Here is a 26,132-nt window from a genome sequence, read left to right as displayed (position 1 = left end):
GGCGACGGCCGGAGTGCCGGCAGGCCCCCGCACGTGTGATGAAAAGCCTGGTCAACGAGGTGTGTCCGGTTCTCACCCGGTGGCGAGTTCGGCTCGCTGTCCGCCCGCCGCCCCTTGCGTAGCGTCACCGGCCTGCGACGCAGGGAGGTCGGAAAGGCATGGGAATCAGCAGTGCCCGCAATGATGTGGGAACGGCTTACATCAACGACGTGTTCATGCGCCATCCGCTGACCACGCGAAATCAGGAGGAACTCGAGATCGCCGCCCGGGCCGCCGGAATTCTGCGGCGCAATCAGCTGCGGAACGTCTTCAGGCGGACCCCCGAGGGCGGCGGCGAGGCGATCGATCCGATCGGTTTCTCCTTGAACAAGGTGCGTTACGGCGCGTTCCCGGCCGAGGAGGCGGCCGCGCACGAACGGGGCTGGCGCGCGTACATGAACGTCGGCGTACCGGTGGTGGAGGAGCGCAGCGACATCCACCAGCCACCTCCGGACATGATCTCCAAGCAGACGTATGTCAACGGCACCGACCCGATCAAGATCACCGTGACCGACACGGTCGAATTCACGATCTCGAACACGATCAGCTGGTCGCTCCAGGGGGAGGTGAAGCTCACCTTCGGGGCGAAGTCCATCGCGTCGCTCCAGCAGCAGCTCCAGAAGAGCATGGAGATGAAGCAGTACCAGAAGACCACCCTGCTCAACAGCAAGGACAACCAGGGCATCAACACGGAAACCCAGACGGAGGCCACGAGCAACACCACGGCCATGAGTTCCGTCACCGGTACCGGGGAACTGTGGGGAGAGCTCCTGCTCGGGATCACCGGCTCCGTCAGCGGTTCGCTGACCACCGAATGGAAACACCAGGCGTCGGTGAGCTTCGAAATCAGCAGCCGGGCCGACGTCGTCGCCACGACGCGGCGTCAGATCCGCCAGTTCGACTACGAATTCCCCGTCACCTTCGGCGGCTGGGTCGCGCTGTACTACGCCGAGCCGGTGGCGGTCAAGGAGACCCCGCCGCAGGCCGCCGAGCCGAGGTATTCCCGGGTCATCGCGTGGAAACTCGGCGACAGCGCCGCCGATGCCGGCCATTTCGACCTGGCCGACGAGGGGAAGCGGTTCATGCAGAAGGGGACGGCCGAAATCGTCGCTGTCCGTGCCGGCGAACACCGGGTTTTCCAGCCGGAAGTACTCGACTACCAGACCCAGAAGCAGCCCCTCTAGCGGGGGTCGGGAGGGAAACCCATGTCCTTCAAGAACATCTTCGACAACGGCGGGGACGAAGCCGGTTCCGCCGACAGGACCGCTCATGCGCTCAACGAGGACACTCCGGGATCCGGTGACGTCTCGGAGGCCGTGCGCAAGCTGGAGAGCGAGCGCGACCCGTGGCTCGTACGCCAGACCGCGCACGGGGCGTTCGACGTCATGGGTTTCCTGGGCCCGCTCTTCCAGAACGCCCAGGGCGCGGCCGCGACGCAGCGCCAGGTGTCCGAGGACCCCGGCGCGACGTCCGGCATGGCGTCGGCGACGACCAGGTCGTTCGGCCCGCCGCAGGTGAGCATCGGCGACGAGGACATGCCCCGGCTCGAAGACCTGTCGAAGCTGATCGGCAACCGGAGGAGTTACACCCTGCTCGCGACGGGCCTCGGCCTGTCCGAGGGCCTGGCGGTCGACCCACCGCTCGGCACGGTCCATGTCGCCGACCGCGGCGGCCAGAAGCTGCACGCGGTGAAGACCGACACCGGCGCCCAGCGGGTCGTCGCGAGCGGTCTGGGCGACATCGGCGATGTGCGGGTCGACGGCAGGGGCACGGCGTACTCCACCGACTACGGCGGTGGCCGCCTGGTCGCGGTGGACCTGGCCGGCGGCTCCCCGCGCAAGATCGCCGACGTGTCGGGCGCCTACGGTCTCGCGCTCGACGCGACGGCCGCCACGGCGTACGTCGCCAGCTGGCTCGACGGGCACCTGATCGCCGTGGGCCTGCCTGGCGGGCAGAAGCACCCGGTCACCACGCGCCTGGGGCAGGGCATCGCCGGAGTGGCGCTGGACGGGCGGGGCAAGGCGTACGTCGGCCAGAAGGACGGCGGGGGCACGCTGTACGAGGTCGATCTGGCCGACGGTACCCACCGCGTGGTGACCACCCTTTCCGGGGCGAGCACCATCCGCGTGGCCCTCGACGGCGCCGGCCGGGCGTACACGATCGACCACGTGGGCGGCCGCCTGTACGAGATCACCCTCGCGGACGGTGCGCAGCGGGTGGTGGCCAGTGGCCTGGGGACGTGCGAGGGCCTCGCGGTGGACACCGCGGGCGGCTGGATCTACGTCAGCAATCGTGAGGGCCAGGTGTGGCAGATCAACCAGCGCGCGGCCCAGGCGCTGGGCGGGGTCGGCAAGGTCGTGCCGTAGGCGCCTCGGCGTACACCCGTATATACGGGAAGACGCCCGGCCGGGTAATCCGGGCCGGGCGTCTTCCGTGTGTCTGCTGTCCGCCGGTGGTTTAGTACCAGTGGTTGGCCTGCCAGAAGTTCCAGGCCTTGACCGGGCTGCCGTAGCGCTCGTTCATGTAGTCCAGGCCCCACTTGATCTGGGTGGCCGGGTTGGTCTTCCAGTCCGCGCCCGCGGAGGCCATCTTCGAGGCCGGCAGGGCCTGGACCAGGCCGTAGGCGCCGGAGGAGGCGTTGGTGGCCTTGTGGTTCCAGCCGCTCTCGTGCGTGACGATCTTGTCGAAAGCCGCGTACTGGGCCGGGTCCTTGATCATCTGCCGGGCGATCGCCTTGGCGCTCGACGGGGCGGCCTGCGCGGGAACCGCGGCCAGCATGGAACCGGCGGCGGCGAGGCCGACAACGGTGCCCGCGAGAGTCTTCTTGGAGGCGGCGATGCGGCGGATGACGGAGATGGACAACGGAAGACCTTCCGTAGGGGACAGGGCGGTCGCCGCATGCCGAAGACATGCGTGAGCCACTCACGCGAGGGAGAGGGGTTCGTCCGGCGGGGGGCGGTGCGCCCCGGCCGCCTTGGCGACAACACCAGTTAGCCAGGCCGCCGAAGCCCTGGCAACGAAGCCTCCTACGAAGCGCCATCGCAGGAGGGGACCGGGGCCGCGGGGTCGGTGGGGAGCCCGTCCGCGCAGGTGGGAATGGCCGTGGGAAGGTGAAATCGGGCGGTTCATGACTACTATCCCGGTTCGTGTGTGACCTGGGCCCTATGGGGCGGCTCACCTCCCGGGCCCCCGAATCTCACCGAACGTCACCGTTCGTACCCGCGGATGCGCGAAAAATCCGGGCGGGACACCTGTCGGGTGGACGAGAAGGCCGGGAGGACCACGGCTAGCCGCGCTTCTTCAGCTCGTAGCGGTCGTCGTCGTCCCGGTCGCCGATGAAGTGGAACAGCTCCAGGCGTGCGGCGGTACCGGACACGCTCCACTCCGGCAGCGCGCAGCCCGCCACCTCGACGGCCACCCGCTGGCTCCAGGTGGTGCGGCCGGCCGTGAAGGTCCAGGTGCCCGTGCCCGAGCAGCTGCGCCGTACGGCGCTGGAGCCGCCGTCGGGCCAGAACTCGTCGATGCCCTCCGCGGTCACCCGGCCGTCCGCGTCGAAGGTCAGATAGGCGCCCCGCCCGTCGGACCACACCCCCACCACGGCCGCCTCGGTGATCGCGGGCGGCCGGTACCTCGGGACGATGTCCGTCCACAGCGCGAAGGCACCCAGGAGGCCGGCCCCCACCACGAACGCCGTGCCGCGCGTCGCCACCAGGCCGGTCAGCCCCTCCCGGCGCAGCCGGCCGACCAGGGCGGCCACGGAGAGGACGGCCGTGGCGACGGCCCAGGTCACCTGCACGGTGTGCGTGGTCCAGCCGCCTTCCCTCGCCGCCCACGCGAGGGGCGCGAGCACCACCCCGACCAGCAACGGCACCGCCGCCCACAGGTCCCGGCCGCCGGTCAGGCGGCCGAGGAGGTCGCCGAGCGCGACGGCCGGGAACACCACCACCAGGGACAGCAGCGCCGCCGCGAGCGCGAGCACCCCCGAGAGGGACACGAACGTCGCCGCCGCCTGGAGGTAGTCGTCGATGTGCAGCGGCTCCCGGGTCACGGCGACGAACACGCCGCCCACCAGCGTGAGCGTCGCCTCCAGGCACAGGACCAGCGTCGAGACCACCAGCAGCCGACCGTAGGAACGCTTGGCGTCCACGGGCACTCCCCCTCCCGGCGCGCCGTGCGCGGTGACCCCGCGGTCTGCGCACGGCCATACTGCCAGCCGCCCTGAACATGTTCAATTATCTTTGGGCCGGGGCGCCGCCGATGCGCTCGTCACGGCCGTGGGCTCGGGCTCCGGTCGGCCATGAGCGCCTCGGCGTACCAGCGGCGGTGCACGAAGGGCTCCACCGACAGGACCGCGGCGCCCGCGACCGCGCCGACCAGCAGGGAGCCCGCGCCGCCCCACACGAACGCGCCGACGCAGGCGATGCCAACGGCGACCGGCCGCAGGAGGGTCAGCGGGCCCAGGCCCACCACCATGGCGAGGGTGCTGGCCCGGAAGGGCAGGACGAAGTACGCCGCGAGCGAGAGCAGGACCGCGGCGGCGTACAGCGCCAGCGGTGCGAGGTAGCCGATCGCGCCGTCTGCAAGGACGGCGTACGTGCGGGCCGGGTCGGCGGCGGCCAGCAGGACGCCGGCGGCGGTCAGCGCGGGGGCGAGCAGGAGGACGGCGCCGACGGCCAGGCCCCGCGCCGCCGCCCGGGCGACGGCGCGGTGCTTGCGGATCCGGGCGTCGCGCCCGGCGTAGGCCCTGAATCCGCTGAACGCCGCGTCGACGAGGCCGAGCAGACCCAGCGCGAACGCGAGAAGGGCCGGGTTCACCGCGCGGTCCCGGCGAGCTGCTCCGGCCCCACCAGGCGCCGGGCGGCGCGGGCGCCCATGGCCTGGCGCAGCGGGGCCTCCAGATGGGGGCGGACACCCAGGACGGGGCGCAGGGTGGTGCAGAAGGGATTCGCCAGACCCCGGGGTTCGTACAGCAGGGGCCGGATGCCCGGGACCGTCGCGGCGCGCAGGAGCGTCTCGTCGGTGTGGGCGCGCAGGGCGGAGGAGACTCCGTCGTGGCGGCCGAGGGGGTGGCGCATCCGGGCCCGGTGGAAGATCCAGGCGCCGACGGGGGCGAACCGGTTGGCGGCGATGTCGAAGTGACAGAAGGCGAGGGCCGGCGAGGCGGCCTGGGCGCGGAAGAACGCGGTGAGGGCGGGGCCGCGGAAGTGGTGCAGGACGCCGGTGGAGATGTAGACGGTGGCGGCTTCCGGCAGGTCGAAGGCGTTGCCGTGGACGAAACGGCAGTCGAGTTCCTCCGCGCGGGCCAGCCGTTCGGCCTCGCCGACCAGCGCCGCGTCGAGGTCGACGCCGACGAGTTCGACGCCGGGGCCGAGGGCGCGGGTGGCCGCGAGCCAGCGGACGAGGTACCCGAGGCCGGAGCCGATGTCGACCAGGCGCAGCGGCTCCGCGGACCGGCCGTCCCCGGCGGTCGCGCGGAGCGCGGCGAAGAGGGGGCGGAGCACGTGGACGAGGCGCTCGCCGAGGCGCAGTTCCTCGCTGAGCCGCTGCAGCTCGGTGTGCACGCCGATCATCAGGCGGTCGACGGCGTACGGGTCGAGCACGCCGTCGCTGTCGGCGGGCAGCGTCGCGACGATACGGGCCGCGCGCGGATCGCCCGCCTCACGGAGCCGGCGGATCACGTCGTCCCGGCGGACCGGCAGACGCGCTCCGTCGACCGGGTCCGTGGCGGTGATCAGGTCGGATATCTCGAGATGAGGCACGGTCGCACACCCTAACCGCAGCCGGACGGGCACGCCGACGAAGAACGCCCCACCGGCCGTCGACGCGGGGTGGGCGTGGTCCTGGGTCCTGCGGCGTCGGGGGCTCAGCCGCGGGCCGCCACCGCCGCCGCCAGGAAGGTCCAGCCGTCGAGTCTCGTCTCCCGTCGCCCGTCCGGTTCCCATCCGTGGGCCAGTGCCGAGTCGAGCAGGAACCGTACGGTGCCCGGTTCGTGCAGGTTCAGGGCGCCGGTGCCGACCTCGCCCACCTCTCCGGATCCCGTGGTGAAGCCCGCGACGTACCGGCCGGGGCCCTCGTCGAAGACGAGGCGGAGCACACCGCCGGTGCCCGGCGGATGGGCGTGCAGGCTGAGGGTCTTGCGGCAGCCGCCGTCCTCCAGCACGCGGTGACCGTGGCGGACCGTCCACATGAAGGTGCGCCCGTCGGCCACGAGCCGGCGGGGCTGGTTCGAAGAGCGGGGCACGGGGCCGAGCGTACTCCGGTCGGGACGCGGCGGGTCGGCGGCCACGTCCCGTCCCCGGCCCGCCGGACCGGCCACGTCCCGTCCCCGGCCTGCCGGACCGCCGCCGGCCGGTCCTCAGCCCGCCTTCAGACGGCGTCCGATCTCCTCGGTCATCCGGCGTTGGAGGTCGGCCAGTTGCTCGTTCGTGTAGCCGGTCAGATCACCTGGGTCCCCCGGGTTCCGCGCGCCCGTCTCCTGCCGTTTCTGCTGTTCGCGGCGCGCGAGTTCCTGCTCCTCGGGTGAGCCGGGCACCGCGTACGCGCAGCGGATGAGGGCTCCGTCGGCGGCCTTCAGGCAGGTCGCCTCACGGCCGGCCACCTGGCCCTTGCCCTCCACCCGGTACCGGATGTTCTGCTCGCTGCCCACGGTGGCCGTCCACGTGCTGCCGCCGGTCGGCACGACCTCGAAGACCTCGTCGTCGTTGTAGCAGCACACGTCCCGGTACTCGGCCTTGATCAGGGCGACGAGCGCCTTCGGGGACGACCACGCCGGATCGAGGCGGTGGATGGTCATCGGCGCGAGCCCGCCGCCCTCGTGGCGGGTGGGCACCGTCGAGACGGCCACGACCGAACTGGCCTCCCCCTGCGGTGTGAGCGGGGTGACGTACATGCTCCGCCCGGCCTCCTCGCGGTGGCGCAGGGTGAACTCGGACTCGTTGCCCTCGTTGGCGCCGTCCTCGGAGGCGTCCCAGCCGCTGCGCTCGAACCACCAGTCGCTGAAGCCGCCCACGGCGGCCGTCCCCTCCCGCTGGCGGGCCGCGAGGCTGAGGGGGTAGGACGGTCCGGGCACGGCGGAGGTGTCGGTGGTGACGGTCAGCTCGCCGGTACGCCCGTCGTAGAGCGCGACGCCGGCGGGGCGCTCGGTCACGACGAAGAACCCGGTCTGCCGCTTGAGCGGGACGACCACGACGGGCGTACCGCCCGAGCAGGTCACGTAGGCGTCCTCGGCCTCGAAGCGGACCCAGCGCTTCTCCGCCGAGATCCTCCTGCCGAGGTTGTGGGTGAACCAGCCGCCGATCCGCGCGTCCGCCGCGGACACGTCGAACGCGCAGCGCTCCTTGCTCCGGCTCTCGCCGCCGAGCGGGACGTCCTGCACGAGGCCGACCTCGTACCCGGTCAGCCAGCCGCGCCGCTCGACCAGGGTGGCGAAGCGGTCCGTGTCGGGGAGGTAGGTGATGTCGGCGATCTCACCGGTGACATCGCCCAGGTGCGGGGCGGCCTGGGACTTGCCGACCACGTAGGGCGAGCGGGCCGCCAGACCGGGAACGGGTTCGGTCACGATCCGGGCGGTGGCCATGTAGGCGCGGTCCTGGAGGTACGAGCCGTACACCAGCCAGCCGATGGTGAGGCCCAGCCCGACGGCGGCGCCCAGGCATCCGAGCGCGGTGGCCGCGTTCCCGGTGCCCGCGCCGCGCCCCGCGCGCCGCCGCAGCCATGCCACCACCAGCCAGCCCGCCGCGGTGACCGCGGCGGCCAGCACGGGCAGGGCGAACCAGGCGAAGAGCTTGCGCAACTCCCAGACGACGATCGTGGTGACGTACGAGGCGTACCAGAGCACGAACCCCGCCACCACGGCCATCAGCACGCCGGTCACCACGCGCAGTGTCCGCCCCATCGACGCCCCCGTCCCCGCCCCTCGACCCCACGTCAGCCGGCCCGGCTCGATTCTGTACCGCGGACCGGCGCGTGTCAGCGATTCGGCCGAGTCTGGGGGTTCCTGGGCGGCCGTGGGTTTCCCGGGGTTTCCCGTTTCCCGTCCCGATGGGCGACACGGGCCTCCTGGACACCAGGGGGCGTCGCGGCCCACTGTCGAAGGGCGGGCCGCGACCGGGCGGCGGGGAGTACGGGGGAGACGCCGCCCGTCGCGGTCCCGCGGTACCGCGGTGCCGCCTCGCCGCCCTTCCCCACGTCATGCCTCACGAACGCGTCACCAACGCGTCGCCGCCCGCCACGAGCCGGTGGCCCGCGCACATCCCCATCGGGCTCCTTTTCCGGAGCCACTGTCAAGGAGGAACCATGTCCGCACGTACGAAGATCACGCTCGGTGTCGCCGCTGCCGCGCTCACGATGGGGCTGACGACCGTGGCCGGGCCCGCCGCCGCGGTCCAGGCGGCGCCCGGTGCCCCCGCCGCCGAATGCGGTGTGCGCTCCGACGGCAAGCTCCACTGCGGCAACCGGGCGGGGGCCAAGGGCTACGAGCACCGCCGCTACAACTCCGCGGTGCGCGGACCGCTGAACACCAGCTTCAGCTGGTTCCAGTGCTGGGGCCGCGGCGACAACCACGCCGGCGGCAACAACGTCTGGTACTGGACGCAGCTGGACAACGGCCAGTGGGGCAACGTCCCGGCCGTGGACGTCCACACGTCGGTGGACCCCGCGCCGGGCCTGCGCGAGTGCTGAGCCGCAGGGCCGGATGACGGGCGGGCCGCCTCCTCCCCCGAGGAGAGGCGGCCCGCCCGCGTATGCGGGGCGGGGCGGGACACGTGGGTGTGATGCGCGGCGCGGTCCTGGGTCGGACGCGGTGGGCGTGGCCGGGTCTGTCGTGCGGGGACGACGCTATCTCCGGCGGCCGGAACCCTTCGATCCCTGGAAGTGGGGGTTTCACGCATCGATGCGGTGTGGTAGCAGACCTGAATGACCCGATCGAACTCACATGCGCCGAGCGATGCCGCGTTACGCCGTGCCCGCGCACGGATCGACGAACTGGGCCGGGGGCTGCCGGACCCGATGACGCTGTTCGCCCGGCTGAACGACGTCCTCCCCGCGGTGACGGGGGCGGACGGCGTGTGCGGGCTGACGCTCGATCCGGCAACGCTCCTGCACACCGGTGGATTTCACGACAAGGGGGTCCCCCACACCCATCTGCCCCGGCTCCTGGAGATCGAGCACGGTGAGGCGGACGTCAACCAGTTCCCGGACCTCGCGCGCGGCGACCGGATCGCGGCCGGTCTGTGGCGGGCCACCGGCGACCGGCCGCTGCGCAGCACCCGTTACCGCGACGTCTACCGGCCCGCCGGGATGGGCGACGAGGTCCGCGTGCTCCTGTGCGGCGGCCGGACCGTGTGGGGGGCGCTGGTCCTGCACCGCGGCGGCGACCGGCCTGCGTTCAGCGACGCCGAGATCGCAGCCGTGTCGGCGCTCGCGCCGCTGATCGCCCCGGCGCTGCGTCGCGCGTACCTCCGCCACGACGTCATCACCGCTGCGTCCCCGGATCCGGCCGCGTCCCCGGATCCCGCCGCACCCGGCCTGCTGACCTTCGACCCCGAGGGCGCGCTCGACGGTGTGACCGCGACGGGGCACAGATGGCTCGACGAGTTGGGCGGCACCGCCACCGGAGCGGGCGGACCGGCGGGCCGGCTCCCTCAGCCGGTCCTGCACGCGTGCAGCAAGGCCCGCGCGACGGGCGAGTCGGCCGCGCGGGTGCGCGGCCGGACCGGGCAGTGGCTGTCTCTCACCGCCACCCGCATGGACACGGAGGGGCGGACGGCGGTCGTCGTCCAGCCCAGCCGCCCCGAGCACGTCGTCGGGATCATGATGGAGGCCTACGGTCTCACGGCCCGGGAACAGCACATCGCCGGACTGGTCGTCTACGGCCGGTCCGACTCCGAGATCGCCAACGATCTCGGGATATCCCCGCACACCGTCAGGGACCACCTGAAGAAGGTGTTCGACAAGACCGGGACGAACAGCCGGGGCCGGCTCCTGCAGCTCCTGTACTTCCGGCACTACCGGCCCGACGTCGAGCGCGGCCGGGGCATGGGCTCGCGCGGCTGGTTGACGACGGCGCCTTGATCCCGGCCGTGCGCGGGGTGCGGGGGAGCCGCCGGTAGCGGTCTGGCATGCTGGCCGCGTGCAGCCGCCCTCGACCGTGACCCCCGACGCGCCCGCCGTCGTGGGCGACCCGCTCCTGACCCAGGAGTGGCTCGACCTCTCCTTCATCCACTGGGCCGTCGACCCGGACGTCGTGGCTCCGCTGCTGCCGGCCGGGACGGTGCCCGACACGTACGAGGGGGTCACGTACGTCGGGCTCGTGGCGTTCCGGATGCACCGGGTCGGGTGGCTCCGGCTGCCCGGGATGCCTTACTTCGGCTCGTTTCCGGAGACCAACGTGCGCCTGTACTCGGTCGACGCGCACGGACGGCGCGGTGTCGTCTTCCGGTCGATGGACGCCTCGCGGCTGATCCCGGTCGTGATGGGACGGGTCGGCTTCCGGCTGCCGTACCTGTGGTCGCGGATGAGCGTCCGTACCGAGGGCGACACCGTCGAGTACGCCAGCTCCCGCCGCTGGCCCGGACCGCGCGGGGCGCGCAGCCGCATCACGGTGGCCAGGGGCGAGCGGATCGAGGAGCCCACCGAGCTGGAGCACTTCCTCACCGCCCGGTGGGGCATGCACAACGCCTTCTTCGGCGGGGCGGCGTACCTCCCGAACGATCATCCGCGCTGGCCGCTGTACCGCGCGGAGCTGCTCGCGTGCGAGGAGGACCTGCTGGCCAGCGCCGGCCTTCCGACGCCGCGCGAGGCCCCGGTCAGCGTCCTGTACTCGCCCGGAGTCCCAGTGCGGCTCGGCCGCCCGTCCCGCGCCCCGGCCTCCGCCGCCCCCACCACCGTCCCCCACCCGCGCCCGCAGCTCTAGTGCGTTCGCCCTGTTGGCCGGCGCGTCGTTCACGTGGTGGTTTCGCCGGCCGGCCCGGTGGTCACTCCGTCTCGCAGCCGACCCGCGTGTCACCGGGGTCGGTCTGACAGCGGTCGGTACCGCCCTGGCCGTCTGCGGTGTCGTTGCCGGAGGTGCCGTCCACCGTGTTCACATGGTCGCGGCCCGCGCCACCGTACACAGTGTCGTTCCCGGCATCGCCGGTCAGGTACGTGTCGTTGCCCGGACCGGCGTCGATGGTGTCGTCTCCCGCGCCTGCCTGGATGTGGTCCGCGCCGTCCAGTCCGACGAGGAGGTCAGGGCCCCCGGCGCTGAGTATGACGTCGATGCTCTGGCCGCCGTACAGGTGGTTGGCTCCATCACTGCCGGCCAGGGTGTTGGTGGAGGAGAAGCTGCCGAAGACCCTCTCCACGTCGCTTCGAACGTTGTCGCCTGGTCCGTCCACACTGAACCCGGAGCCGTCGTTGCGCCGGTCGTCGAGCGAGACGTTCACGTTCCTGGTGCGCTCGCTGTACACCGCGGAGTCGAACCCGTCCCCACCGAAGAGGGTGTCGGCGTCCTCGTCCGCGCGGACGACATCGTGGCCGTCCTCGCCGTTCAACAGGTCGTCACCCGTACCGCCGGACAGATCATCGGCGCCGTCCCCGCCGAACACCCGGTCGCTGCCGGTCCCGGAGTCCAAGCCGTCGTCACCGCGGCCACCGTGCAGCGTGTCCACCTGGCTGCCACCGAGCAGTGCATCCTTGCCCGGGCCGCCGTGGAGGACATCGGAGCCTGTGAAGCCGTCGAGCCGGGTGCGCCCACCGCCGGCGTACATCAGGTCGTTGCCGGCGCCCCCACGCAAAATGGCGGGCGCCGAGACGAGTTGGCTGACACGCACGTAGTCGTCCAGGTCTCCCGCGTTGACCACGATGCCCTTGACCCCCACCGTCGAGCAGCGGACCCCCGAACCGAAGGGCGTGCAGCCCGTGCCGGCGACAACGGAGTCCAGCATGTCGCGGACGAGGTAGAAGCCACTCGACAGCGGAGTGACCTCGATGTAGTTGGCCTCGCCCGACGCTGCCGTCACGGTCAGCCGCCCTTCGCTCACGCTGACGGCCGTGGCCGCATGCGCAGGAGTGGCCGTGAACACTTGAGTGGCGACTACGGCGCCAAGAACTCCCGATGGGATCCACAGACGCCTCATCGAGCACCTCCGCTGTGACCTTCTCAGGGCAGCACGGGCCGATACCGCCATCCTGGCCCCAGCGATCCCATCCGGCAACTGGGCATGAGGAACCGGCCGGAGATCTGGGTGCCTGTCTACCCGGCGGCGAGTTCGGCGTTCGCCCTGGCGGTGACGTGGGCGAGCGCGCGGCCGGCTATCTCGCGCTCGGCCTCCGGCAGGTCACCGTACAGCCGCTCGGTGAGCCCGGCCACCGCGTCCGTGAACGCTCGGTGCATCCGCTCCCCCTGGTCGGTGAGGGATGAACCGGCGCTGTCGAGCAGCCCGGCGTCGACGAGTTCGTCCAGCAGGGCGGCTGCCGCCGGAGCGCCGGTCTTCAGCGTCGCCGTCATGCGGTCGACGGCGCCGGCGCGGTCGAGTCCGTCCGCGACGGCCTTGAGCGCCACGGACTGGTGGAAGGTCAGGCCCGAGGCGGCGAGGAGCTGGTCCCGCACGGCAGCGATCGCGTGGTACGTGATGCCGATCAACTGGCCGTTCAGGAGGGGGGTGACGGTGGCGGTCATGGGTGCATCTCCCTGCGGTGAGGCGTGGTGGAGCTCCGACCATCAACCGGAGAACTCTCCGGTTGACCTGTCGCAAGACTAAGCGGAGAGCTCTCCGATTCGCAAGGGGTAACCGGAGACTTCTCCGGTACGTCCGCTAGGCTGCTCCGCATGACCGCCCCCACCGAGCGCGCCGACGCCGCCCGCAACCGCCTCCGCATCCTCGACGCCGCCCGGCGGCTGCTCGCGGCGGACAGCTTCGCCGAGCTGCCCCTGGACGCGGTGGCCAAGGAGGCCGGGGTGGGGGTCGGCACGGTCTACCGGCGCTTCCAGAACCGCGCGGGGCTCGTCTACGCGCTGATCGAGGACAACGAGACCCGCTTCCAGGAGGCGTTCGCGCGGCGCCACGAGGGGGGCGCCGCGCCGGCGTACGACCGACTGCGGGCCTTTCTGCACGGTCTGGCCGAACTCGTCGACGACAACCGGGAGTTGCTGCTCCTCGCGGAGGCGAGCGCGCCGGCGGGGCGCTATCACAGCGCCCCGTTCCGCCGGCACCACGAGCAGATCACCGGCATGGTCGCCGAGCTCGCCCCCGCTACCGACGCCGCCTACGTGGCGGACCTGCTCCTCATGGCGTACACACCGGGCCTGTTCGCCTTCCAGCGCACCGAGCGCGGCTGGGATCTCGACCGCATCAAGGCCGGCCTGGACACGGTGATCGCCGGCATCGCGGCAGCCGAAGGGGTGGCGCGCTGAGGGGTTCCCGGCCCGTGGGGACTACGCGCGCTCCGTGAGGCGGCCGGTCACCACCAGGTCGCCGTCCGGGGTGCGCCGCGCGAGGACGCCGGTGCGGAAGTGGCCGTCGTCGCTGAAGGAGCCCGTATCGGGGACGGGCGCCCGGTAGTAGCCGCGCAGCGTGGACGGGCCGCGGACGAGGAGTTCGCCGCGCTCCCCCTCGGGCACGTCCTCGCCGCCCGGACCGACGATGCGGATCTCGTCGTCGGGCGAGAGCGGACGGCCATGGGTGCTCAGCCCCGACGCGTCCGGACCGACGGGCGCAGTGAGCGTCACCAGCCCCTCGGCCATGCCGAAGACCTGCTGGAGGCGGCAGCCCCACGCGGCGCCGATCCGTCCGGCCGTCGCGCGGTCCGGGGGCGCGCCGCCCAGCTGTACCAGGCGCAGACTGCTCACATCGGCGCGGACCCCGGGGAACGCGTCGAGCCAGAGCCGGGCGGTGGCCGGCTCCAGGGAGGTGAGGGTGACCCGCTCCCGCTCGACGAGGGAGAGGTGCGCGGCGGCTCCCGGGGCATCGGGGAGGACGACGGTGCCGCCCACCGAGAGGGTGCCGACGACACCGGGGCAGCCGACGGCGAAGGGGGACTCGGCGGACGGCCCGACCAGGTACACGTCGTCCTCGGTGAGCGACACCGCCGCGGCGGCGGCCCGCGCCTGGTACGCGTAGTCGTTGTGGGTGCGGGGCACGAGCAGCGGCCGCTGTGCCGTGGTCGCGCCGGAGAGCAGGAAGAGGGCCACCTCGTCGGCGCTCTGCGCGAGGGCCGGCTCGGGCGCGGCGTCGATGGTGCCCAGCGGGGAGTACTGGCAGCCGGCCGGATCGGTCGTCAGACCGCCGTACGGGGAGGGCGTGCCGGGTTCCTCGAAGGTGAAGACCCGGCGCAGGAACGGCCAGCGGGCCGCGATGTCCGCGGCCATCGCCGTGTGGTCGAAGCCCTCGTGCGTCGAGGGAGCGACGTACCCGACGGCCTGGGTGAGCCGTACGATCTCCGGCACCTCGGCGGCGCGGTGGGGTGCGAGCGGGCAGAGCACGGGATGCGCGCCGGCGCGCATGAGGGCGAAGGTGGTGATGACGAGCTCGGGTACGTCCGGCAGCTGGACGACGACCCGTTGGCCGGGCCGCAGGCCGCGCAGCCGGAACCCGGCGGCCATGCGGTCCACGCGCCGGTTCAGCTGCCCGTACGTGAGGCGGGTGCCGCCGTGCACGAGCGCGGTCCGGGGCCCGAACTGCAGGGCCCAGCCGCGGAGCAGGTTGTCCAGCGTGTTGCCGCGCCAGTGCCCGGCGGACCAGTAGCGGTCGACGAACTCCTCGGGCCAGGGCGTGCAGCCGTCGAGCATGGATGCCATTCGCTTTCTTCTGTACGGGTTCGCGCGTGCGGGTTCTCGCGTACGGGTTTCCGCGTGCTGGTCGCGCTGTGCGGCAAGCCAATCCCGCGCCGTGCCCCCGCGCAATGCGCTGTCCCGACCACCGCCGCGGCACTCCCTCGGCAGAAGATCCAATGAGAGCCCCTCACCAGGAGGAACGGCCCGGGAACTCAGGCGAACTGCCGCCCCAGGAAGTCCAGCATCGGCCCCGCCGCGACGCTCCAGTACGACCAGCCGTGGCCGCCCGGCGCCAGCAGCACCTCGGCGTCCACGCCGCGGGCCGCGAACGCGGACCGCAGATCCGCGGTCCCCAGCAGGTGGTGGAAGTCCTCCGTGCCGCAGCCGAGGTGGTAGCGGGTGCGCCGGAGCCGGACGGGCGGGGTGCGCCGGACGATGCGGGCCAGGTTGTACTCCTGGGCGCGGTCCGTCAGCCGGGCGGATCCGGCCAGGTTCCGGCCGAAGGCGTGGCCGAAGAAGCGGTTCCACTCCGGCATCGGCATCAAGCGGTAGCCCTCGTCGGTGAAGTGGGCCGTGCTCAGGCCGGCGGCGGCACCGAACACGCCCTGGTACCGCAGGGCGTACATCAGCGCGCCGTAACCGCCCATGGAGAGCCCGGCCACCGCGCGCCGCTCCGGCCGGCCGCCCAGCCCGTGGGCCCGTTCGACGGCCGGCACGAACTCCTCGATGAACATGTCCTCGTAGCGCAGGAGGCGGCCCGCGGACCCGATGCCTCCGGTGGCCTCCGTGGGACCGGTGGCATCGGCGGAGCCGCTGGGATCGCCGGGAGGGGTGGCATCGGTGGCGCCCAGGTCGTTGATGTAGAACGTCTCGTCCGCCCCGCCGCCCGGTCTGCCGGGGTCGCGCCGGGCGTCCGGCATGACGAGGGCGCACGGCGGGATCCGGCCCGCCGCGATGGCGCGTTCCAGGGTCGCCACGATGCCGCCCTTGACGGCCCAGTCGGTGTGTTTCCCGCTCGCCCCGTGCAGCAGGAAGAGGACCGGGATCCCCCCGTCCGGCCCGCCGCGGCCTTCGGGCGCGGAGTCCACCCCCGCGGGCAGGTAGAGGCTGTACGGGACCCCCCGGCCGAGCAGTCGGCTGTGCAGGGTCAGGTCGGTGCGCAGTGAGGCGGCGCCGGGGACGGAGGCGGAGGCAGAGGCGGACGGGGAGGGGGACGGGACGGGCGCGGTGGCGGGCGGTGCCGGTCCCGCCGCTCCGGGACGGGCCCCGCCCCGGAGCAGGAAGGCCGCGGACACGGCCGCGAGGGATCCGCCCGCACCGGCCGCGAGCAGGGAACGGCGCGCGGGAAGGTTCACCACGCCACCCATGACACGGCCCGCCTCCCCAGCGGGCAAGCGACCACGCCGCGCGGCCGCGCACCGTGACGTGACGGGTGACGCCGTACCGTCCGGGTGGCGGCTCCCCGGGACACCGCGCCGGGTGCGGCGTAGGCTCGTCCGCAGGAGGCCCTTGGCACCTCGTGTTCGTCGCGGTGCCCGACGGGACCGCGGGAGGACGTATGACCGCGCTCGGCGACCTGATCGAGATCGACGACAGGACCGTGCTGGTCCTCGGGCAGGAGCTGGACGTCACGCACGGCCGGCCGGACGTCGCCAACGCCCTGGTGCACCGGGCAGGCGAGACCCTCGTACTCGTCGACACGGGTGTCACGACGGGCTTCCGCGCCGCGCTGCGGGAGGCCGCAGGCCGTGTCGGGCCCTGGTCCCGGGCCCTGCTGCTGACCACGCACGGCCATCCCGACCACGTCGCCAACAACGACCTGGCCGACGAGCTGGACGTACCGGCCGAGCACTACGTCCCCGCGCCCGACGTCGGTCAGATGCGCGACCCGCTGTCGTACTGGGTGCGGTCCTTGGCCCGCGTCGCCGGGGTGACGCCGCTGCCCGCGTCCGAACGGGCCGCCGCCGCGCTGACGTCGCTCTTCCGGCCGATGCGCCCGTTCGGGGCGACGACCCGCACCTACGAGGAGCGGCCGCTGGAGCGGATCCGGATCGGCTCCACCCGGTTCACCGGCTGGAACTTCGCCGACGGCGCGGTCCGCGTGCTGCGCAGCCAGGGCCACTGCGCCGGGCACGTGATCGTGCACCTGCGGGACTGCGGCGTCCTCCACCTGTCCGACGAGGGCAACGGGGCGTGCGGCGCCATGGCCGACGCCGACCAGCTCAAGATCCAGACCGTGCTCGGCTCCGTCGCCCGCCTCTTCGAGGAGGGGGAGGCGGCGCTCCTGACGGACGGACACACCTTCGCCGTGCGGCGCGGCGCCGAGGTGGCGCCGTACCTGGACGGCCTGCTGGACCAGGCGGTCGCCCTGCAGGAGGCGGCACTCCGCCTGACCGCGGCCGACGAACCGATCCGGCCGAGCGCCTTCGCCGCCCGGTACGGGGAGGCCTTCGCCGGCCTGGGGGGCGGCGGCGCCAATCCGAACGCGATGTTCACCGCCATGATGGCCGTCAACCAGCTCCGCGAACTGGGCCTGCGCCCGGAGTCGGGCGGCGCCGACGCGCCCTGGTCCCGGCCGGCGTTCCAGAACCCCGACCCCGAGGCGGACGCGCCGCGCCCCGGATCCGACGGGTGACCGTCCCCGCGGCGGCGCTCAGGCGCGCCGCGCCCCGTCGAACATGCCGGGAACGAGGTCGCTCCAGCCGAGGTCGCGGCGGACCTTGCGCAGGTACCGCTTGAAGGTCGTGGCGTCGCCGCGGATCGCGACGTCTCCGTGCTGGAGGTGGTGGATCAGCTGGCTGTTGAGCAGGGGGTGCGTCTCGAACAGCTTGTGGTCGGGCCGGGGCAGCCCGAGTCTGGTCAGATCGCCCTGGATCAGCCTGAGCAGGCCGCTGAAGAAGGGCCGTTCGAAGGTCAGGGGAAGGGGCGGGCCGCTCTCGCTGAACTCGTCGACCGGTATGCCGAAGATGTGCTTGGGGATGATGTGGTAGCCGCGGCGGACGCTGACGAAGGCGGCGTCGGCGTTGCGGGCGGCGTCGCAAGCGATGTCGGCCCCGGAGTTGCCCAGCCCCACGATCAGTACCCGCTTGCCCCGGAACTCCGCGGGGTCGCGGTAGGTGCGGGAGTGGCGCACCTCGCCGTCGAAGGCCCCCGGGTGCCGCGGGAGGCGCGGCTGCCAGGTCACGCCGGTCGCGCAGACGACGGCGTCGTACGTCGCCGTGGAGCCGTCGGACAGGGACAGCGCCCAGTCCCGCCCGCCGTCCGCGACGTGGCCGGCGTGGTCTACATGGTCTACGTGGTCGACGCGCTCGACCGAGGTGTGGAAGCGGATCGCGTCGCGCAGGTGGAACGCATCGGCGAAGGAGCGGGTGTAGGAGAGGATCTGACGATGGCTCGGGTAGTCGGGGAAGGAGTCCGGCATCGGGAAGCCGAAGAATCCCGAGAGTTTGCGCGAGGAGATGAAGTGCGCCGACTCGTACATCGGGGTGCCCGGGTTGTCGAGGTCCCAGATGCCGCCGACGTCGCCGTGCCGCTCGAACTGGTCGTAGCCGATGCCCAGGCGGCGCAGCGCCCGTGCCATCGACAGCCCTGCCGGCCCGGCGCCGATGACGGCCACGCGCAGGTCGCGGGAAGAGGTCTCGGTCATGGGCAGATGAGACCACCCGCACCACCGGCACCGGAAGGGCGCGGCGCGTGGGGGCGCGATCGGTCCCCGCCCGGGCCCGCCCCCGGCGGCGGCCGGGTACGGCGGCCGGGTACGGCGGCCCCGCAGGCTTGACCGGGACGCGTCACGGGAGTTCACTCCCCTCACACGCAGGTCTGGACCAGCATGCGAATCGAGGCCCCATGCCCACCCCCACACGCGGCCGCGCCTTACGACGGGCGGCGCTCGTCACCGCCTGCCTGACCCTCGCCCTCGGCTGGGGACCGGCCACCTCCGCCGCCCCGCAGGCCACCCGGACGGCGGCGGCCCATGCCGCCGCCGTGGTCACCGGGGCGACCGGTTCCCACGGCGTCGGCGCCGTCACCTTCGAGGACTCCTTCGACGGTCCGGCCGGAGCCGCCGTCGATCCCGGCAAATGGCAGATCGAGACCGGGGACAACGTCAACAACCACGAACGCCAGTGGTACACGCCCGGCGCGTCCAACGCCGCGCTCGACGGTCAGGGCAACCTGGTCATCACCGCCCGCCGCGAGAACCCCGGCAACTACCAGTGCTGGTACGGCCGGTGCGAGTACACCTCCGCCCGCCTCAACACCGCCGGCCGGTTCACCCAGACCTACGGGCACGTCGAGGCCCGTATGAAGGTGCCGCGCGGACAGGGCATGTGGCCCGCCTTCTGGATGCTCGGCCATGACATCGGCCAGGTCGGCTGGCCGGCCAGCGGCGAGATCGACGTGATGGAGAACGTCGGGTACGAGCCGTCGACCGTCCACGGCACCCTCCACGGGCCGGGGTACTCGGGCGGCGGCGGCATCGGCGCCGCGTACACCCTGTCCGGCGGACGCGCCTTCGCCGACGACTTCCACACCTTCGCCGTGGACTGGTCGCCGGGCTCGGTCACCTGGTCGGTGGACGGACAGGTCTACCAGCGCCGGACCCCCGCCGACCTCGGCGGCCGCACCTGGGTGTTCGACAAGCCGTTCTTCCTGATCCTCAACCTCGCGGTGGGCGGCGACTGGCCGGGCGACCCGGACGGCACGACGCAGTTCCCCAGCCGGCTCGTGGTCGACCACGTACGGGTCAGCACCTCGGACGGCGGCGGGGGCGGGCGTACCGGGACCTTCGTCGGCCTGGCCGGCAAGTGCCTGGACGTGGCGGGCTCGCAGACCGCCGACGGCACCCGGGTCCAGCTCTACACCTGCAACGGCACCGGCGCCCAGCGGTGGACCCTGCCGGGTGACGGCACCGTGCGGGCCCTCGGCAAGTGCCTGGACGTCGACGCGGCCTCCACCGAACCCGGTGCCAAGGTCCAGCTGTGGGACTGCAACGGCACCGGCGCGCAGCGGTTCGACCACAACGGCACCACCCGCGACCTGGTGAACGTCCCGGCCGACAAATGCGTCGACGTGCGTGAACAGAACCCGGCCGACGCGACCCCGGTCCAGACCTGGTGGTGCAGCGGCAACCCGAACCAGAAGTGGACCTTCACCGGCTGACCGGCCCCGCCGGGCGAGGCCCCCGCGCCCGGGCTGCGGCGCGGGGGCTTCACGAACCGCTGCGTCCTACGGGGCCGCCGCCCGGAACGCCGCCGTCAGCCGGCCCACGGCTCCCGTCAGGTCCCCGGTGAGCAGCAGGTGGTCCGCCTCGGCGAACGGCTTGGCCGTGCTGTGCGTGAACCGTCCGCCGATCCGGTGCGCGACGATCGACCGGGCCCGGTCCGCCACCGCGCGCCCCGCCTCCGAGTCGGCCCCGGCGGTCCGTTCGACCACCTCCGCGGCGACCGCGAGGGCCCGCAGCGCCGGCTCGCCGCCCTGGGGCGCCGCACCGAGCGTGGTCAGCCCCCAGCCGTACGGGAACTGGGGATCGTACGCCGCGTCCCCGACGTTGATCGGGAGCTGGGCCTGCGACCGGGGCCAGGTCACCGGCAGCCGGCCGGTGAACGCCCGCTTGCCGTAGAGGACGTCGGCGACGCCGTCGCCCTCGGTACCCGGCAGCCACGACGCGACCAGGGCCGTCATCCCCGCCAGCCGGTCGCCGATCAGCTGCGGCCGCCCGGACACGACGAGCACCGCGCACCGCATCGCCGCGCACACCCGGTCCACCGCCGCCTTGTCGGCCGCGGACAGCTCCAGGTCGTGGCCGTTGCCGACGTCCCCGACCCCCTCCGCGTACGGGGTCTCGCCGACCACCACCACGCCCACGTCGTGCCCGGCCGTCGGTGCGGAGGCGTCCCTGGAGTACGTCACCGCGTCCGGCGAGGCGGCCGCCTTCCGCATGCCCTCCAGGATCGTCGTCCCCTGGGTGATCCTCCCGGACGAGCCCTGCCAGCTGACGGTCCAGCCGCCGGCCTGGTTGCCGAGGTCGTCCGCGTTGGACCCGGCGACGTACACCTTCTGCGTGGGCCTCAGCGGCAGCAGCCCGCCCTCGTTCTTCAGCAGGACCTGCGACTTCGCCGCCGCCTCGCGGGCCACCGCCCGGTGCTCGGCGGAGCCCACCCGGCCGAGCCCGGACCGGTCGGCGTACGGCTTCTCGAAGAGCCCGAGCCGGAACTTCTGCGTCAGGATCCGCGCCACGGCGTCGTCGATCCGCGCCGCCGGGATCCGGCCCGCGGCCGCCTCGCCGACCAGCGTGCTGTGGAAGTCCTGGTACGCGGTCGGCACCATGATCATGTCCAGGCCGGCGTTGACGGAGGTGCGCACGTCACTGGCGTAGTCGCCGGGGATCTGGTCGATGGCCTGCCAGTCGCTGACGACGAAGCCCTTGAAGCCCATCCGGTCCTTGAGCACGCCGTTGATCAGCTCGGCGTGGGCGTGCATCTTGACCGGGCCGGCGTCGTCGCCGAGGAGGTCCACCGAGGAGTACGACGGCATGACCGTCCCCACCCCGCGCTCGACCGCGTCCCGGAACGGCGCCAGGTGCACCGCCTCCAGTTCCTGCCGGGACACCCGGGTGACGCCCTGGTCGATGGTGTACGAGCCGGTGGTGGAGGAGCCGTACGCGGTGCCGCCGTCGCCCACGTAGTGCTTGGCCGTGGCCAGCACCTTGTCGCCGCGGTCCAGGTCCCGGCCGTCCGGCGCGCCCTGCATCCCGCGGATCACCGTCTCCATGGCGGTGACCAGCGCGGGGTCCTCGCCGAAGGCTTCGTAGGAGCGGCCCCAGCGCTCGTCGCGGGTCACGCACAGGCACGGCGCGAAGTCCCAGGGCACGCCCGTCGCGCGGACCTCGGCGGCGGTCACCGCGCCCGTCCTCTCGGCCAGCTTCGGGTCGCGGGAGGCGCCCAGGCCGATGTTGTGCGGCATGATCGTGGACCCGACGACGTTGTTGTGGCCGTGCACGGCGTCGACGCCGTAGACCAGCGGGATCTGGAGCCGGGCCGCCCGGGTGCGCAGCTGGTAGCCGTCCACCATGTCCGCCCACGCCTGGGGGGTGTTGGGGTTGGGCACGGAGCCGCCGCCGGACAGCAGCGAGCCCAGCCCGTACGCCGCGATGTCACCCGGGGCCTTGAGGGCGTTGCGCTCGGCCTGGGTCATCTGGCCGGCCTTCTCCTGCGGGGTCATGCGGGCGAGGAGGTCCGCGACCCGCTTGTGCACCGGCAGTTTCGCGTCCAGGTACGGGAGTCCGTGCGCGTCGATGACGACGAGCGGGTCCTCGGCGGGCGGGCGGGCACCGCTCACGGTCAGCTTCACCGGTACGGTCTCGGCGGTCTCGCCGTCGCGGTCCCCGGCGGTGGTGACGGCGATGGTGCGGGAGGTGCCGGAGGGGGTGCCGGCCGGGAAGGTGAGCGTGCCGGTCACCGGCCGGTAGTCGGCGCCGGGTGTCGCGGTGCCGCCCTCGGTGGTGTACGCGACGGTCACCGGCTCGGTGAGCGGTCCGGAGCCGGTCGTGGCCACGGAGACTCGTACGTCGGCGGAGCCGCCTTCCTTCACAGGGTGAACGGTCGTGTCGGTGACGACCTTGGCCCGCGCGACCGGATCGGCGGCGCCGTACACCTCCACGCCGTCGATCATGAACTCGCCGGCCCGCCCGACCGGGAAGGTGAAGGCGTAGCCCCACATCTCGGTCAGGCCGAGCACCTGGTCGATGCCGCCGACCGGCTGGTAGTCGGTGCGGTACTCGAACCGCGAGAACGGGATCTCGACGAGGTGCCAGCCCTGCCAGTCGTCGGTGAAGGAGGTCGTCCACAGCTCGGACGCCTCGCCGTTGGCCCCGCCGTCCTTGAGTTCGAAGTGCACGCGCGGGCCCGAACCCGGCGGCAGCGGCGCGGTGTTCCGGCCGTACCACCAGAAGCGGATGCCGCCCCGGGCGCTCCAGTCGTGGGCGGGCCGGTCGAAGGCGAAGTCGTGGCTGAAGCCGCCCCAGCCACTGATGTCGTACGCGCCGTGCAGCACCTTCGTGCCCTCGGGGGCGTCGGCGCGCTCCCGCAGCTCCAGGCGCGGCTGGTCGTCCGCGTCGCTGCCCCAGGTGAAGATGCCCTCGGCGGGCGGTCCGGCGAAGGGGATCTCGCCCTCGAAACGGTCGACCGCCGTCGGGGGCGGTGGTTCCCCGGGGGCGGCCGTGGCCCGGGCCTGGGCGAGCGGCAGAAGTCCGGCGAGCACACCGGCCGCGGCCAGCAGGGCGGTTCTGAGCCGGCGCCGGGCCGGTGTCACACGTGCTGTGTTCACGAGGTGCCTCCGAGGTCTATACCACGGGACAGGACAACGCGTGAGTCAACTGAACCGCCCCGTCACCGTCAAGACTTCACGGCACGACTGGCTGAATGCCGCCGTCGAGGAAGGCGTGGCGGCAGGATGCGTTCGACTCCTGAAGCCATTCGGGGAGGCCGACGGAGGCGGCGGACGCCCGGGGTGGCTGTGGTGTGGTGCCGGCCCGTGGCCGGGCGGGTCCGCCAACCGGGCCGGGCTCGCCGGGTCCTGCGGCGGGGCAACCGACCGACGGCCCCCTGCGCCGGGATGCTGGTCGCCGGACCAGGCAGGAGAGACCGTGGACGAGCCCCGCCCCCAAGGAAGCCCGGCCCCGGTGTCGTCCGCCCGCCCGGGCGATGATGCCTCCGGTCAGCCCGGAGTCATCGGCATCGCCCTCGCCGCCGTGCTGACGGCCGCGCTCGCGCAGGGGTCGTGGCACTGGTTCGCGACGTACGTCGGGCTGACGCTCCTCGCGGTGGTCTTCTCCTTCTACCGGCTGCCGAGGTGGACGCCCGGCACGCGGTCCGCGTACGCACGCAATCTCACCGCGTACGCGCTGGTCGTCGGCCTGTGCGTGGCCATCACGCTGGCTCCGATGCTGCAGCGCTGGGCGTGGCTGTTCCCGATGCCGGGCACCCGGGCCGGCTGTCCCGCGCTGGGCAGGTACGAGAGCCTGCGCGCGGAGGCGGCGCTGGGAGACGCGGCCGGCCACGACCCCGCCGCGCTGGCCCGGGCGCAGGAGGCCCGGAGCCACGAGGCGATCGCCGACTGCCTGTCGGCCACCACGACCCTGTGGCTGCCGCTGTACGCGGCCGGGGCGGCGGTGGCGGTGGCGGTGATCGCGTGGTCCGTCGACCGGGCCCGGGCGACGAACGGGGCCCCTGGGGGCTCCTGACCCCGTGTCGGTTCCCGGACAACGGGCGGATGTCCGTCCTCATGGGGTGTCAGGGTGGTCCATGGGCGCGGAGGCGGACGGCCTCGGCCCGCGCAGACGCGTACGTGAGCATCACCGCACACCACCCCGATTGGAGCAGCCCGATGAGCCGTCCCTTCCAGGTCACGTTCGACGCCCGGGACCCGTGGGCACTGTCGTCCTTCTGGCGTGACGTACTCGGCTACGTCCACCCCGGCCCGCCCGGGGTCGACCTGCCCGAGGGCGCCGACCCGCTGGCCGCGTGGGACGACTTCCTCGCGCGGGTCGGCGTACCGGAGGAGGAGCGCCGTACGAAATCGGCCATCGAGGACCCGGACGGGCAGGGCCCACGGCTGTTCTTCCAGCAGGTACCGGAGGGCAAGACCGCCAAGAACCGCGTGCACCTCGACGTCCGCGCGGCTCCCGGGCTGCGGGGGGAGGAACGGATGGCGGCACTGGAGGCCGAGTGCGAACGGCTCGTCGGGCTGGGTGCGAAGCGGCTGCGCCGCCACGAGCCCGCTCCCCCGCTGAGCGACGGCTTCCTCGTGATGGCCGACCCCGAGGGCAACGAGTTCTGCCTGGACTGACGCGTGACACGGCCCGTCACGCGGAGGGGCGTACCCGCCCCTGCCACCGCTGATCGGGGAGGCGGAAGCCGTTGAAGAGGTCGTCCATGCCGCGCAGGGCCAGGCGGGCGGGGGTGGCACGGACCACGAGGTCGCGGGCTGTCGCCGCGAGCGGGTTGCGGACGGCGCCACCCAGACGGCCGACCCGGCGGGCCCGGGCGCGCACCGCGTCGGTGCGGTCGCGGCGGGCGGCGGTGTACGCCGCGAGGGCGGCCGTCACGCCGTCCGTGCCCGTCCCGCCGTACGAGCCGGCCGCGTCGTCGGCACCGGCAGTGCTGTCGGCGCCGTCTCCGGCGGGAAGCAGGTGGGCGAGGACCGCCGCGTCCTCGATGGCCTGGCAGCCGCCCTGGCCGAGGTTGGGTGCCATGGCGTGGGCGGCGTCACCCAGCCAGACGATCCGGCCGTGATGAAGGCGGGGCAGCGGGGCGGCCAGGTCGTAGAGGTCGTTCTGGAGGACGTCGGCGGGGTCGAGACGGCGGACGCGCTCCAGTAGGGCCGGGATCGGGTCGTGCCAGGCGCCGAAGCGGTCGCTCAGTTCGGCGCGCGGATCGGCGGACCGGGTGCCCGCCGGGACGACCGCGGTGGCGTAGAGGTAGAGCCGGCCGTCGGAGAGCGGGGTCACGCCGAACCGCTCGCCCCTCCCCCAGGTCTCGCTCATGGCCTGGATCCGCAGGTCCGGGGCCTCCACGAGGGCTCGCCAGGCGGTCTCGCCGATGTAGTGCAGGCCGGGGTGGCCGGGGAAGAACGCGCGGCGCAGCGGGCTGTTGATGCCGTCGGCGGCCACGACCAGATCGGCGGACAGCTCCGGGCCGGCTTCCGTCACGACGACCGGCCGGCCCGCGGCGTCGTCGACGGCGGTCACGGCGGTGCCGTAGCGCAGGGCCCCCGGTGGGAGGGCCGCGGCCAGCGCGGCGGTGAAGGCCGGGCGCGGGACGGCGATCGGCGCGATGCCGTAACGGGCCGCCATGTCCGCGGTGGGAGTCCGTACGAGCCACCGGCCGTCGGTTCGCCGCAGGCCCATCGCCGCCGGTACGGCGCTGCCGACGGCGCGCGCGGCGTCGACGCCGATCGCGTCGAGCGCGCGCAGGGCATTGGGGGCGAGGCCGATACCGGCGCCGGTGACCGGGGGTTCGGGGGCGCGCTCGCAGACGGTGACGTGCCAGCCGCGGCGGTGCAGTGCGACGGCCGCCGTGAGACCGCCGATTCCGGCCCCGGCCACCACCGCGTGACGTCTCGGCATGGCACACCTCTCCGATCGGTTCGGGCACCCGTGACCGGCGCAGGACCCTCACTCTAGGACAGCCGTGCGAGGCCGGGTCCGGCGAGGCACGGACGCGGCCGGACACGTACGCGGCTCGGCACGTACACGGCTGGGCACGTACGCGTACACCGCCGGGCGCGTCCGGTCGAAGGTGCCCACCGGGCACGTCGCCACCACCCTGGGGGTAACCGGACG

General features: G+C 73.2%; 23 protein-coding genes. 10 read left to right on the top strand and 13 right to left on the bottom strand.

Going from position 1 to position 26,132, the window contains the following annotated elements:
* The first annotated feature begins 158 nt into the window (after positions 1–158).
* Together ACZ6KO_RS26240 and ACZ6KO_RS26235 are read left to right on the top strand one after the other, a co-directional pair.
* Positions 159–1,223 carry a gluconolaconase gene (locus tag ACZ6KO_RS26240; RefSeq protein WP_469306467.1) on the top strand — a complete coding sequence of 355 codons (1,065 nt, stop codon included), beginning with the start codon at positions 159–161 and terminating at the stop codon, positions 1,221–1,223.
* A 21-nt stretch (positions 1,224–1,244) separates the two neighbouring features.
* Positions 1,245–2,405, top strand: coding sequence for an SMP-30/gluconolactonase/LRE family protein (locus tag ACZ6KO_RS26235; RefSeq protein WP_469306466.1), 1,161 nt, complete (start codon positions 1,245–1,247; stop codon positions 2,403–2,405).
* A gap of 91 nt (positions 2,406–2,496) precedes the next feature.
* On the opposite strand, the gene ACZ6KO_RS26230 is transcribed toward ACZ6KO_RS26235, so the two are convergent.
* From ACZ6KO_RS26230 to ACZ6KO_RS26205, 6 genes are all read right to left on the bottom strand, one after another.
* Positions 2,497–2,901: an aggregation-promoting factor C-terminal-like domain-containing protein gene (locus ACZ6KO_RS26230; RefSeq protein ID WP_469306465.1), complete on the bottom strand. Its 405-nt coding sequence runs from the start codon at positions 2,899–2,901 to the stop codon at positions 2,497–2,499.
* Between the two features lie 424 nt (positions 2,902–3,325).
* Positions 3,326–4,186 carry a hypothetical protein gene (locus ACZ6KO_RS26225; RefSeq protein ID WP_469306464.1) on the bottom strand — a complete coding sequence of 287 codons (861 nt, stop codon included), beginning with the start codon at positions 4,184–4,186 and terminating at the stop codon, positions 3,326–3,328.
* Between the two features lie 119 nt (positions 4,187–4,305).
* Positions 4,306–4,854: a hypothetical protein gene (locus ACZ6KO_RS26220; protein WP_469306463.1), complete on the bottom strand. Its 549-nt coding sequence runs from the start codon at positions 4,852–4,854 to the stop codon at positions 4,306–4,308.
* Positions 4,851–5,798, bottom strand: coding sequence for a class I SAM-dependent methyltransferase (locus ACZ6KO_RS26215; protein ID WP_469306462.1), 948 nt, complete (start codon positions 5,796–5,798; stop codon positions 4,851–4,853). The genes ACZ6KO_RS26220 and ACZ6KO_RS26215 overlap by 4 nt, the downstream gene beginning before the upstream one ends.
* Positions 5,799–5,902: 104 nt before the next feature.
* Positions 5,903–6,280, bottom strand: coding sequence for a hypothetical protein (locus tag ACZ6KO_RS26210; RefSeq protein WP_469306461.1), 378 nt, complete (start codon positions 6,278–6,280; stop codon positions 5,903–5,905).
* 114 nt (positions 6,281–6,394) lie between these two features.
* Positions 6,395–7,912, bottom strand: a complete 1,518-nt coding sequence (locus tag ACZ6KO_RS26205; protein WP_469306460.1) for a hypothetical protein — start codon at positions 7,910–7,912, stop codon at positions 6,395–6,397.
* Between the two features lie 422 nt (positions 7,913–8,334).
* Here ACZ6KO_RS26205 and ACZ6KO_RS26200 point away from each other — a divergent pair, with 422 nt between their 5' ends.
* The 3 genes from ACZ6KO_RS26200 to ACZ6KO_RS26190 all read left to right on the top strand — a co-directional run bounded on the left by ACZ6KO_RS26200 (position 8,335) and on the right by ACZ6KO_RS26190 (position 10,951).
* Complete coding sequence (locus tag ACZ6KO_RS26200) at positions 8,335–8,718, top strand: hypothetical protein (protein WP_469306459.1); 384 nt, start codon at positions 8,335–8,337, stop codon at positions 8,716–8,718.
* A gap of 234 nt (positions 8,719–8,952) precedes the next feature.
* Positions 8,953–10,110: a helix-turn-helix transcriptional regulator gene (locus ACZ6KO_RS26195; RefSeq protein ID WP_469306458.1), complete on the top strand. Its 1,158-nt coding sequence runs from the start codon at positions 8,953–8,955 to the stop codon at positions 10,108–10,110.
* A gap of 58 nt (positions 10,111–10,168) precedes the next feature.
* Entirely contained in the window at positions 10,169–10,951 is a 783-nt protein-coding gene (locus ACZ6KO_RS26190; RefSeq protein WP_469306457.1) for a YqjF family protein, read from the top strand.
* A 61-nt stretch (positions 10,952–11,012) separates the two neighbouring features.
* Here the strand turns inward: ACZ6KO_RS26190 and ACZ6KO_RS26185 are convergent, their stop codons facing one another.
* Entirely contained in the window at positions 11,013–12,059 is a 1,047-nt protein-coding gene (locus tag ACZ6KO_RS26185; RefSeq protein WP_469306456.1) for a calcium-binding protein, read from the bottom strand.
* Positions 12,060–12,271: 212 nt separating this feature from the next.
* Positions 12,272–12,697 (bottom strand): hypothetical protein, encoded by a 426-nt coding sequence (locus tag ACZ6KO_RS26180; RefSeq protein ID WP_469306455.1) that lies wholly within the window; start codon positions 12,695–12,697, stop codon positions 12,272–12,274.
* 150 nt (positions 12,698–12,847) lie between these two features.
* Between ACZ6KO_RS26180 and ACZ6KO_RS26175 the strand changes: the two genes are divergently transcribed.
* Complete coding sequence (locus ACZ6KO_RS26175; protein WP_469306454.1) at positions 12,848–13,432, top strand: TetR/AcrR family transcriptional regulator; 585 nt, start codon at positions 12,848–12,850, stop codon at positions 13,430–13,432.
* Positions 13,433–13,453: 21 nt separating this feature from the next.
* Here ACZ6KO_RS26175 and ACZ6KO_RS26170 read toward each other — a convergent pair whose 3' ends face one another.
* Positions 13,454–14,815, bottom strand: a complete 1,362-nt coding sequence (locus ACZ6KO_RS26170) for an AMP-binding protein (RefSeq protein WP_469306453.1) — start codon at positions 14,813–14,815, stop codon at positions 13,454–13,456.
* A 188-nt stretch (positions 14,816–15,003) separates the two neighbouring features.
* Positions 15,004–16,149, bottom strand: coding sequence for an alpha/beta hydrolase (locus ACZ6KO_RS26165; protein WP_469306452.1), 1,146 nt, complete (start codon positions 16,147–16,149; stop codon positions 15,004–15,006).
* 200 nt (positions 16,150–16,349) lie between these two features.
* Here ACZ6KO_RS26165 and ACZ6KO_RS26160 point away from each other — a divergent pair, with 200 nt between their 5' ends.
* A complete protein-coding gene (locus ACZ6KO_RS26160; RefSeq protein WP_469306451.1) occupies positions 16,350–17,426 on the top strand; it encodes an MBL fold metallo-hydrolase in 1,077 nt (358 codons plus the stop codon).
* 18 nt (positions 17,427–17,444) lie between these two features.
* Here ACZ6KO_RS26160 and ACZ6KO_RS26155 read toward each other — a convergent pair whose 3' ends face one another.
* Positions 17,445–18,437, bottom strand: coding sequence for a flavin-containing monooxygenase (locus ACZ6KO_RS26155; RefSeq protein WP_469306450.1), 993 nt, complete (start codon positions 18,435–18,437; stop codon positions 17,445–17,447).
* Positions 18,438–18,637: 200 nt separating this feature from the next.
* Here ACZ6KO_RS26155 and ACZ6KO_RS26150 point away from each other — a divergent pair, with 200 nt between their 5' ends.
* Positions 18,638–19,951 carry a ricin-type beta-trefoil lectin domain protein gene (locus ACZ6KO_RS26150; RefSeq protein ID WP_469306449.1) on the top strand — a complete coding sequence of 438 codons (1,314 nt, stop codon included), beginning with the start codon at positions 18,638–18,640 and terminating at the stop codon, positions 19,949–19,951.
* A gap of 66 nt (positions 19,952–20,017) precedes the next feature.
* On the opposite strand, the gene ACZ6KO_RS26145 is transcribed toward ACZ6KO_RS26150, so the two are convergent.
* Positions 20,018–23,116 carry a glycoside hydrolase family 3 protein gene (locus ACZ6KO_RS26145; RefSeq protein ID WP_469306448.1) on the bottom strand — a complete coding sequence of 1,033 codons (3,099 nt, stop codon included), beginning with the start codon at positions 23,114–23,116 and terminating at the stop codon, positions 20,018–20,020.
* 319 nt (positions 23,117–23,435) lie between these two features.
* On the opposite strand from ACZ6KO_RS26145, the gene ACZ6KO_RS26140 reads away from it, so the two are divergent.
* Both ACZ6KO_RS26140 and ACZ6KO_RS26135 read left to right on the top strand, forming a co-directional pair.
* Positions 23,436–24,032, top strand: coding sequence for a hypothetical protein (locus ACZ6KO_RS26140; RefSeq protein ID WP_469306447.1), 597 nt, complete (start codon positions 23,436–23,438; stop codon positions 24,030–24,032).
* Positions 24,033–24,175: 143 nt separating this feature from the next.
* Entirely contained in the window at positions 24,176–24,637 is a 462-nt protein-coding gene (locus tag ACZ6KO_RS26135) for a VOC family protein (RefSeq protein ID WP_469306446.1), read from the top strand.
* Positions 24,638–24,653: 16 nt separating this feature from the next.
* Here ACZ6KO_RS26135 and ACZ6KO_RS26130 read toward each other — a convergent pair whose 3' ends face one another.
* Entirely contained in the window at positions 24,654–25,916 is a 1,263-nt protein-coding gene (locus tag ACZ6KO_RS26130; RefSeq protein ID WP_469306445.1) for an FAD-dependent monooxygenase, read from the bottom strand.
* Positions 25,917–26,132: the final 216 nt, after the last annotated feature.

Source organism: Streptomyces sp. NPDC042102, assembly GCF_055582305.1.
Note: the sequence above shows the minus strand (reverse complement) of the source record. Positions and strands in the feature narration are given on the sequence as shown.

Bases quoted from the DNA above. Each gene is read 5' to 3' on its own strand.
- ACZ6KO_RS26240 (WP_469306467.1), top strand. From the start codon at position 159: ATGGGAATCAGCAGTGCCCGCAATGATGTGGGAACGGCTTACATCAAC.
- ACZ6KO_RS26235 (WP_469306466.1), top strand. From the start codon at position 1,245: ATGTCCTTCAAGAACATCTTCGACAACGGCGGGGACGAAGCCGGTTCC.
- ACZ6KO_RS26200 (WP_469306459.1), top strand. From the start codon at position 8,335: ATGTCCGCACGTACGAAGATCACGCTCGGTGTCGCCGCTGCCGCGCTC.
- ACZ6KO_RS26195 (WP_469306458.1), top strand. From the start codon at position 8,953: ATGACCCGATCGAACTCACATGCGCCGAGCGATGCCGCGTTACGCCGT.
- ACZ6KO_RS26180 (WP_469306455.1), bottom strand. From the start codon at position 12,697: ATGACCGCCACCGTCACCCCCCTCCTGAACGGCCAGTTGATCGGCATC.
- ACZ6KO_RS26175 (WP_469306454.1), top strand. From the start codon at position 12,848: ATGACCGCCCCCACCGAGCGCGCCGACGCCGCCCGCAACCGCCTCCGC.
- ACZ6KO_RS26170 (WP_469306453.1), bottom strand. From the start codon at position 14,815: ATGGCATCCATGCTCGACGGCTGCACGCCCTGGCCCGAGGAGTTCGTC.
- ACZ6KO_RS26160 (WP_469306451.1), top strand. From the start codon at position 16,350: ATGACCGCGCTCGGCGACCTGATCGAGATCGACGACAGGACCGTGCTG.
- ACZ6KO_RS26155 (WP_469306450.1), bottom strand. From the start codon at position 18,437: ATGACCGAGACCTCTTCCCGCGACCTGCGCGTGGCCGTCATCGGCGCC.
- ACZ6KO_RS26150 (WP_469306449.1), top strand. From the start codon at position 18,638: ATGCCCACCCCCACACGCGGCCGCGCCTTACGACGGGCGGCGCTCGTC.
- ACZ6KO_RS26135 (WP_469306446.1), top strand. From the start codon at position 24,176: ATGAGCCGTCCCTTCCAGGTCACGTTCGACGCCCGGGACCCGTGGGCA.
- ACZ6KO_RS26130 (WP_469306445.1), bottom strand. From the start codon at position 25,916: ATGCCGAGACGTCACGCGGTGGTGGCCGGGGCCGGAATCGGCGGTCTC.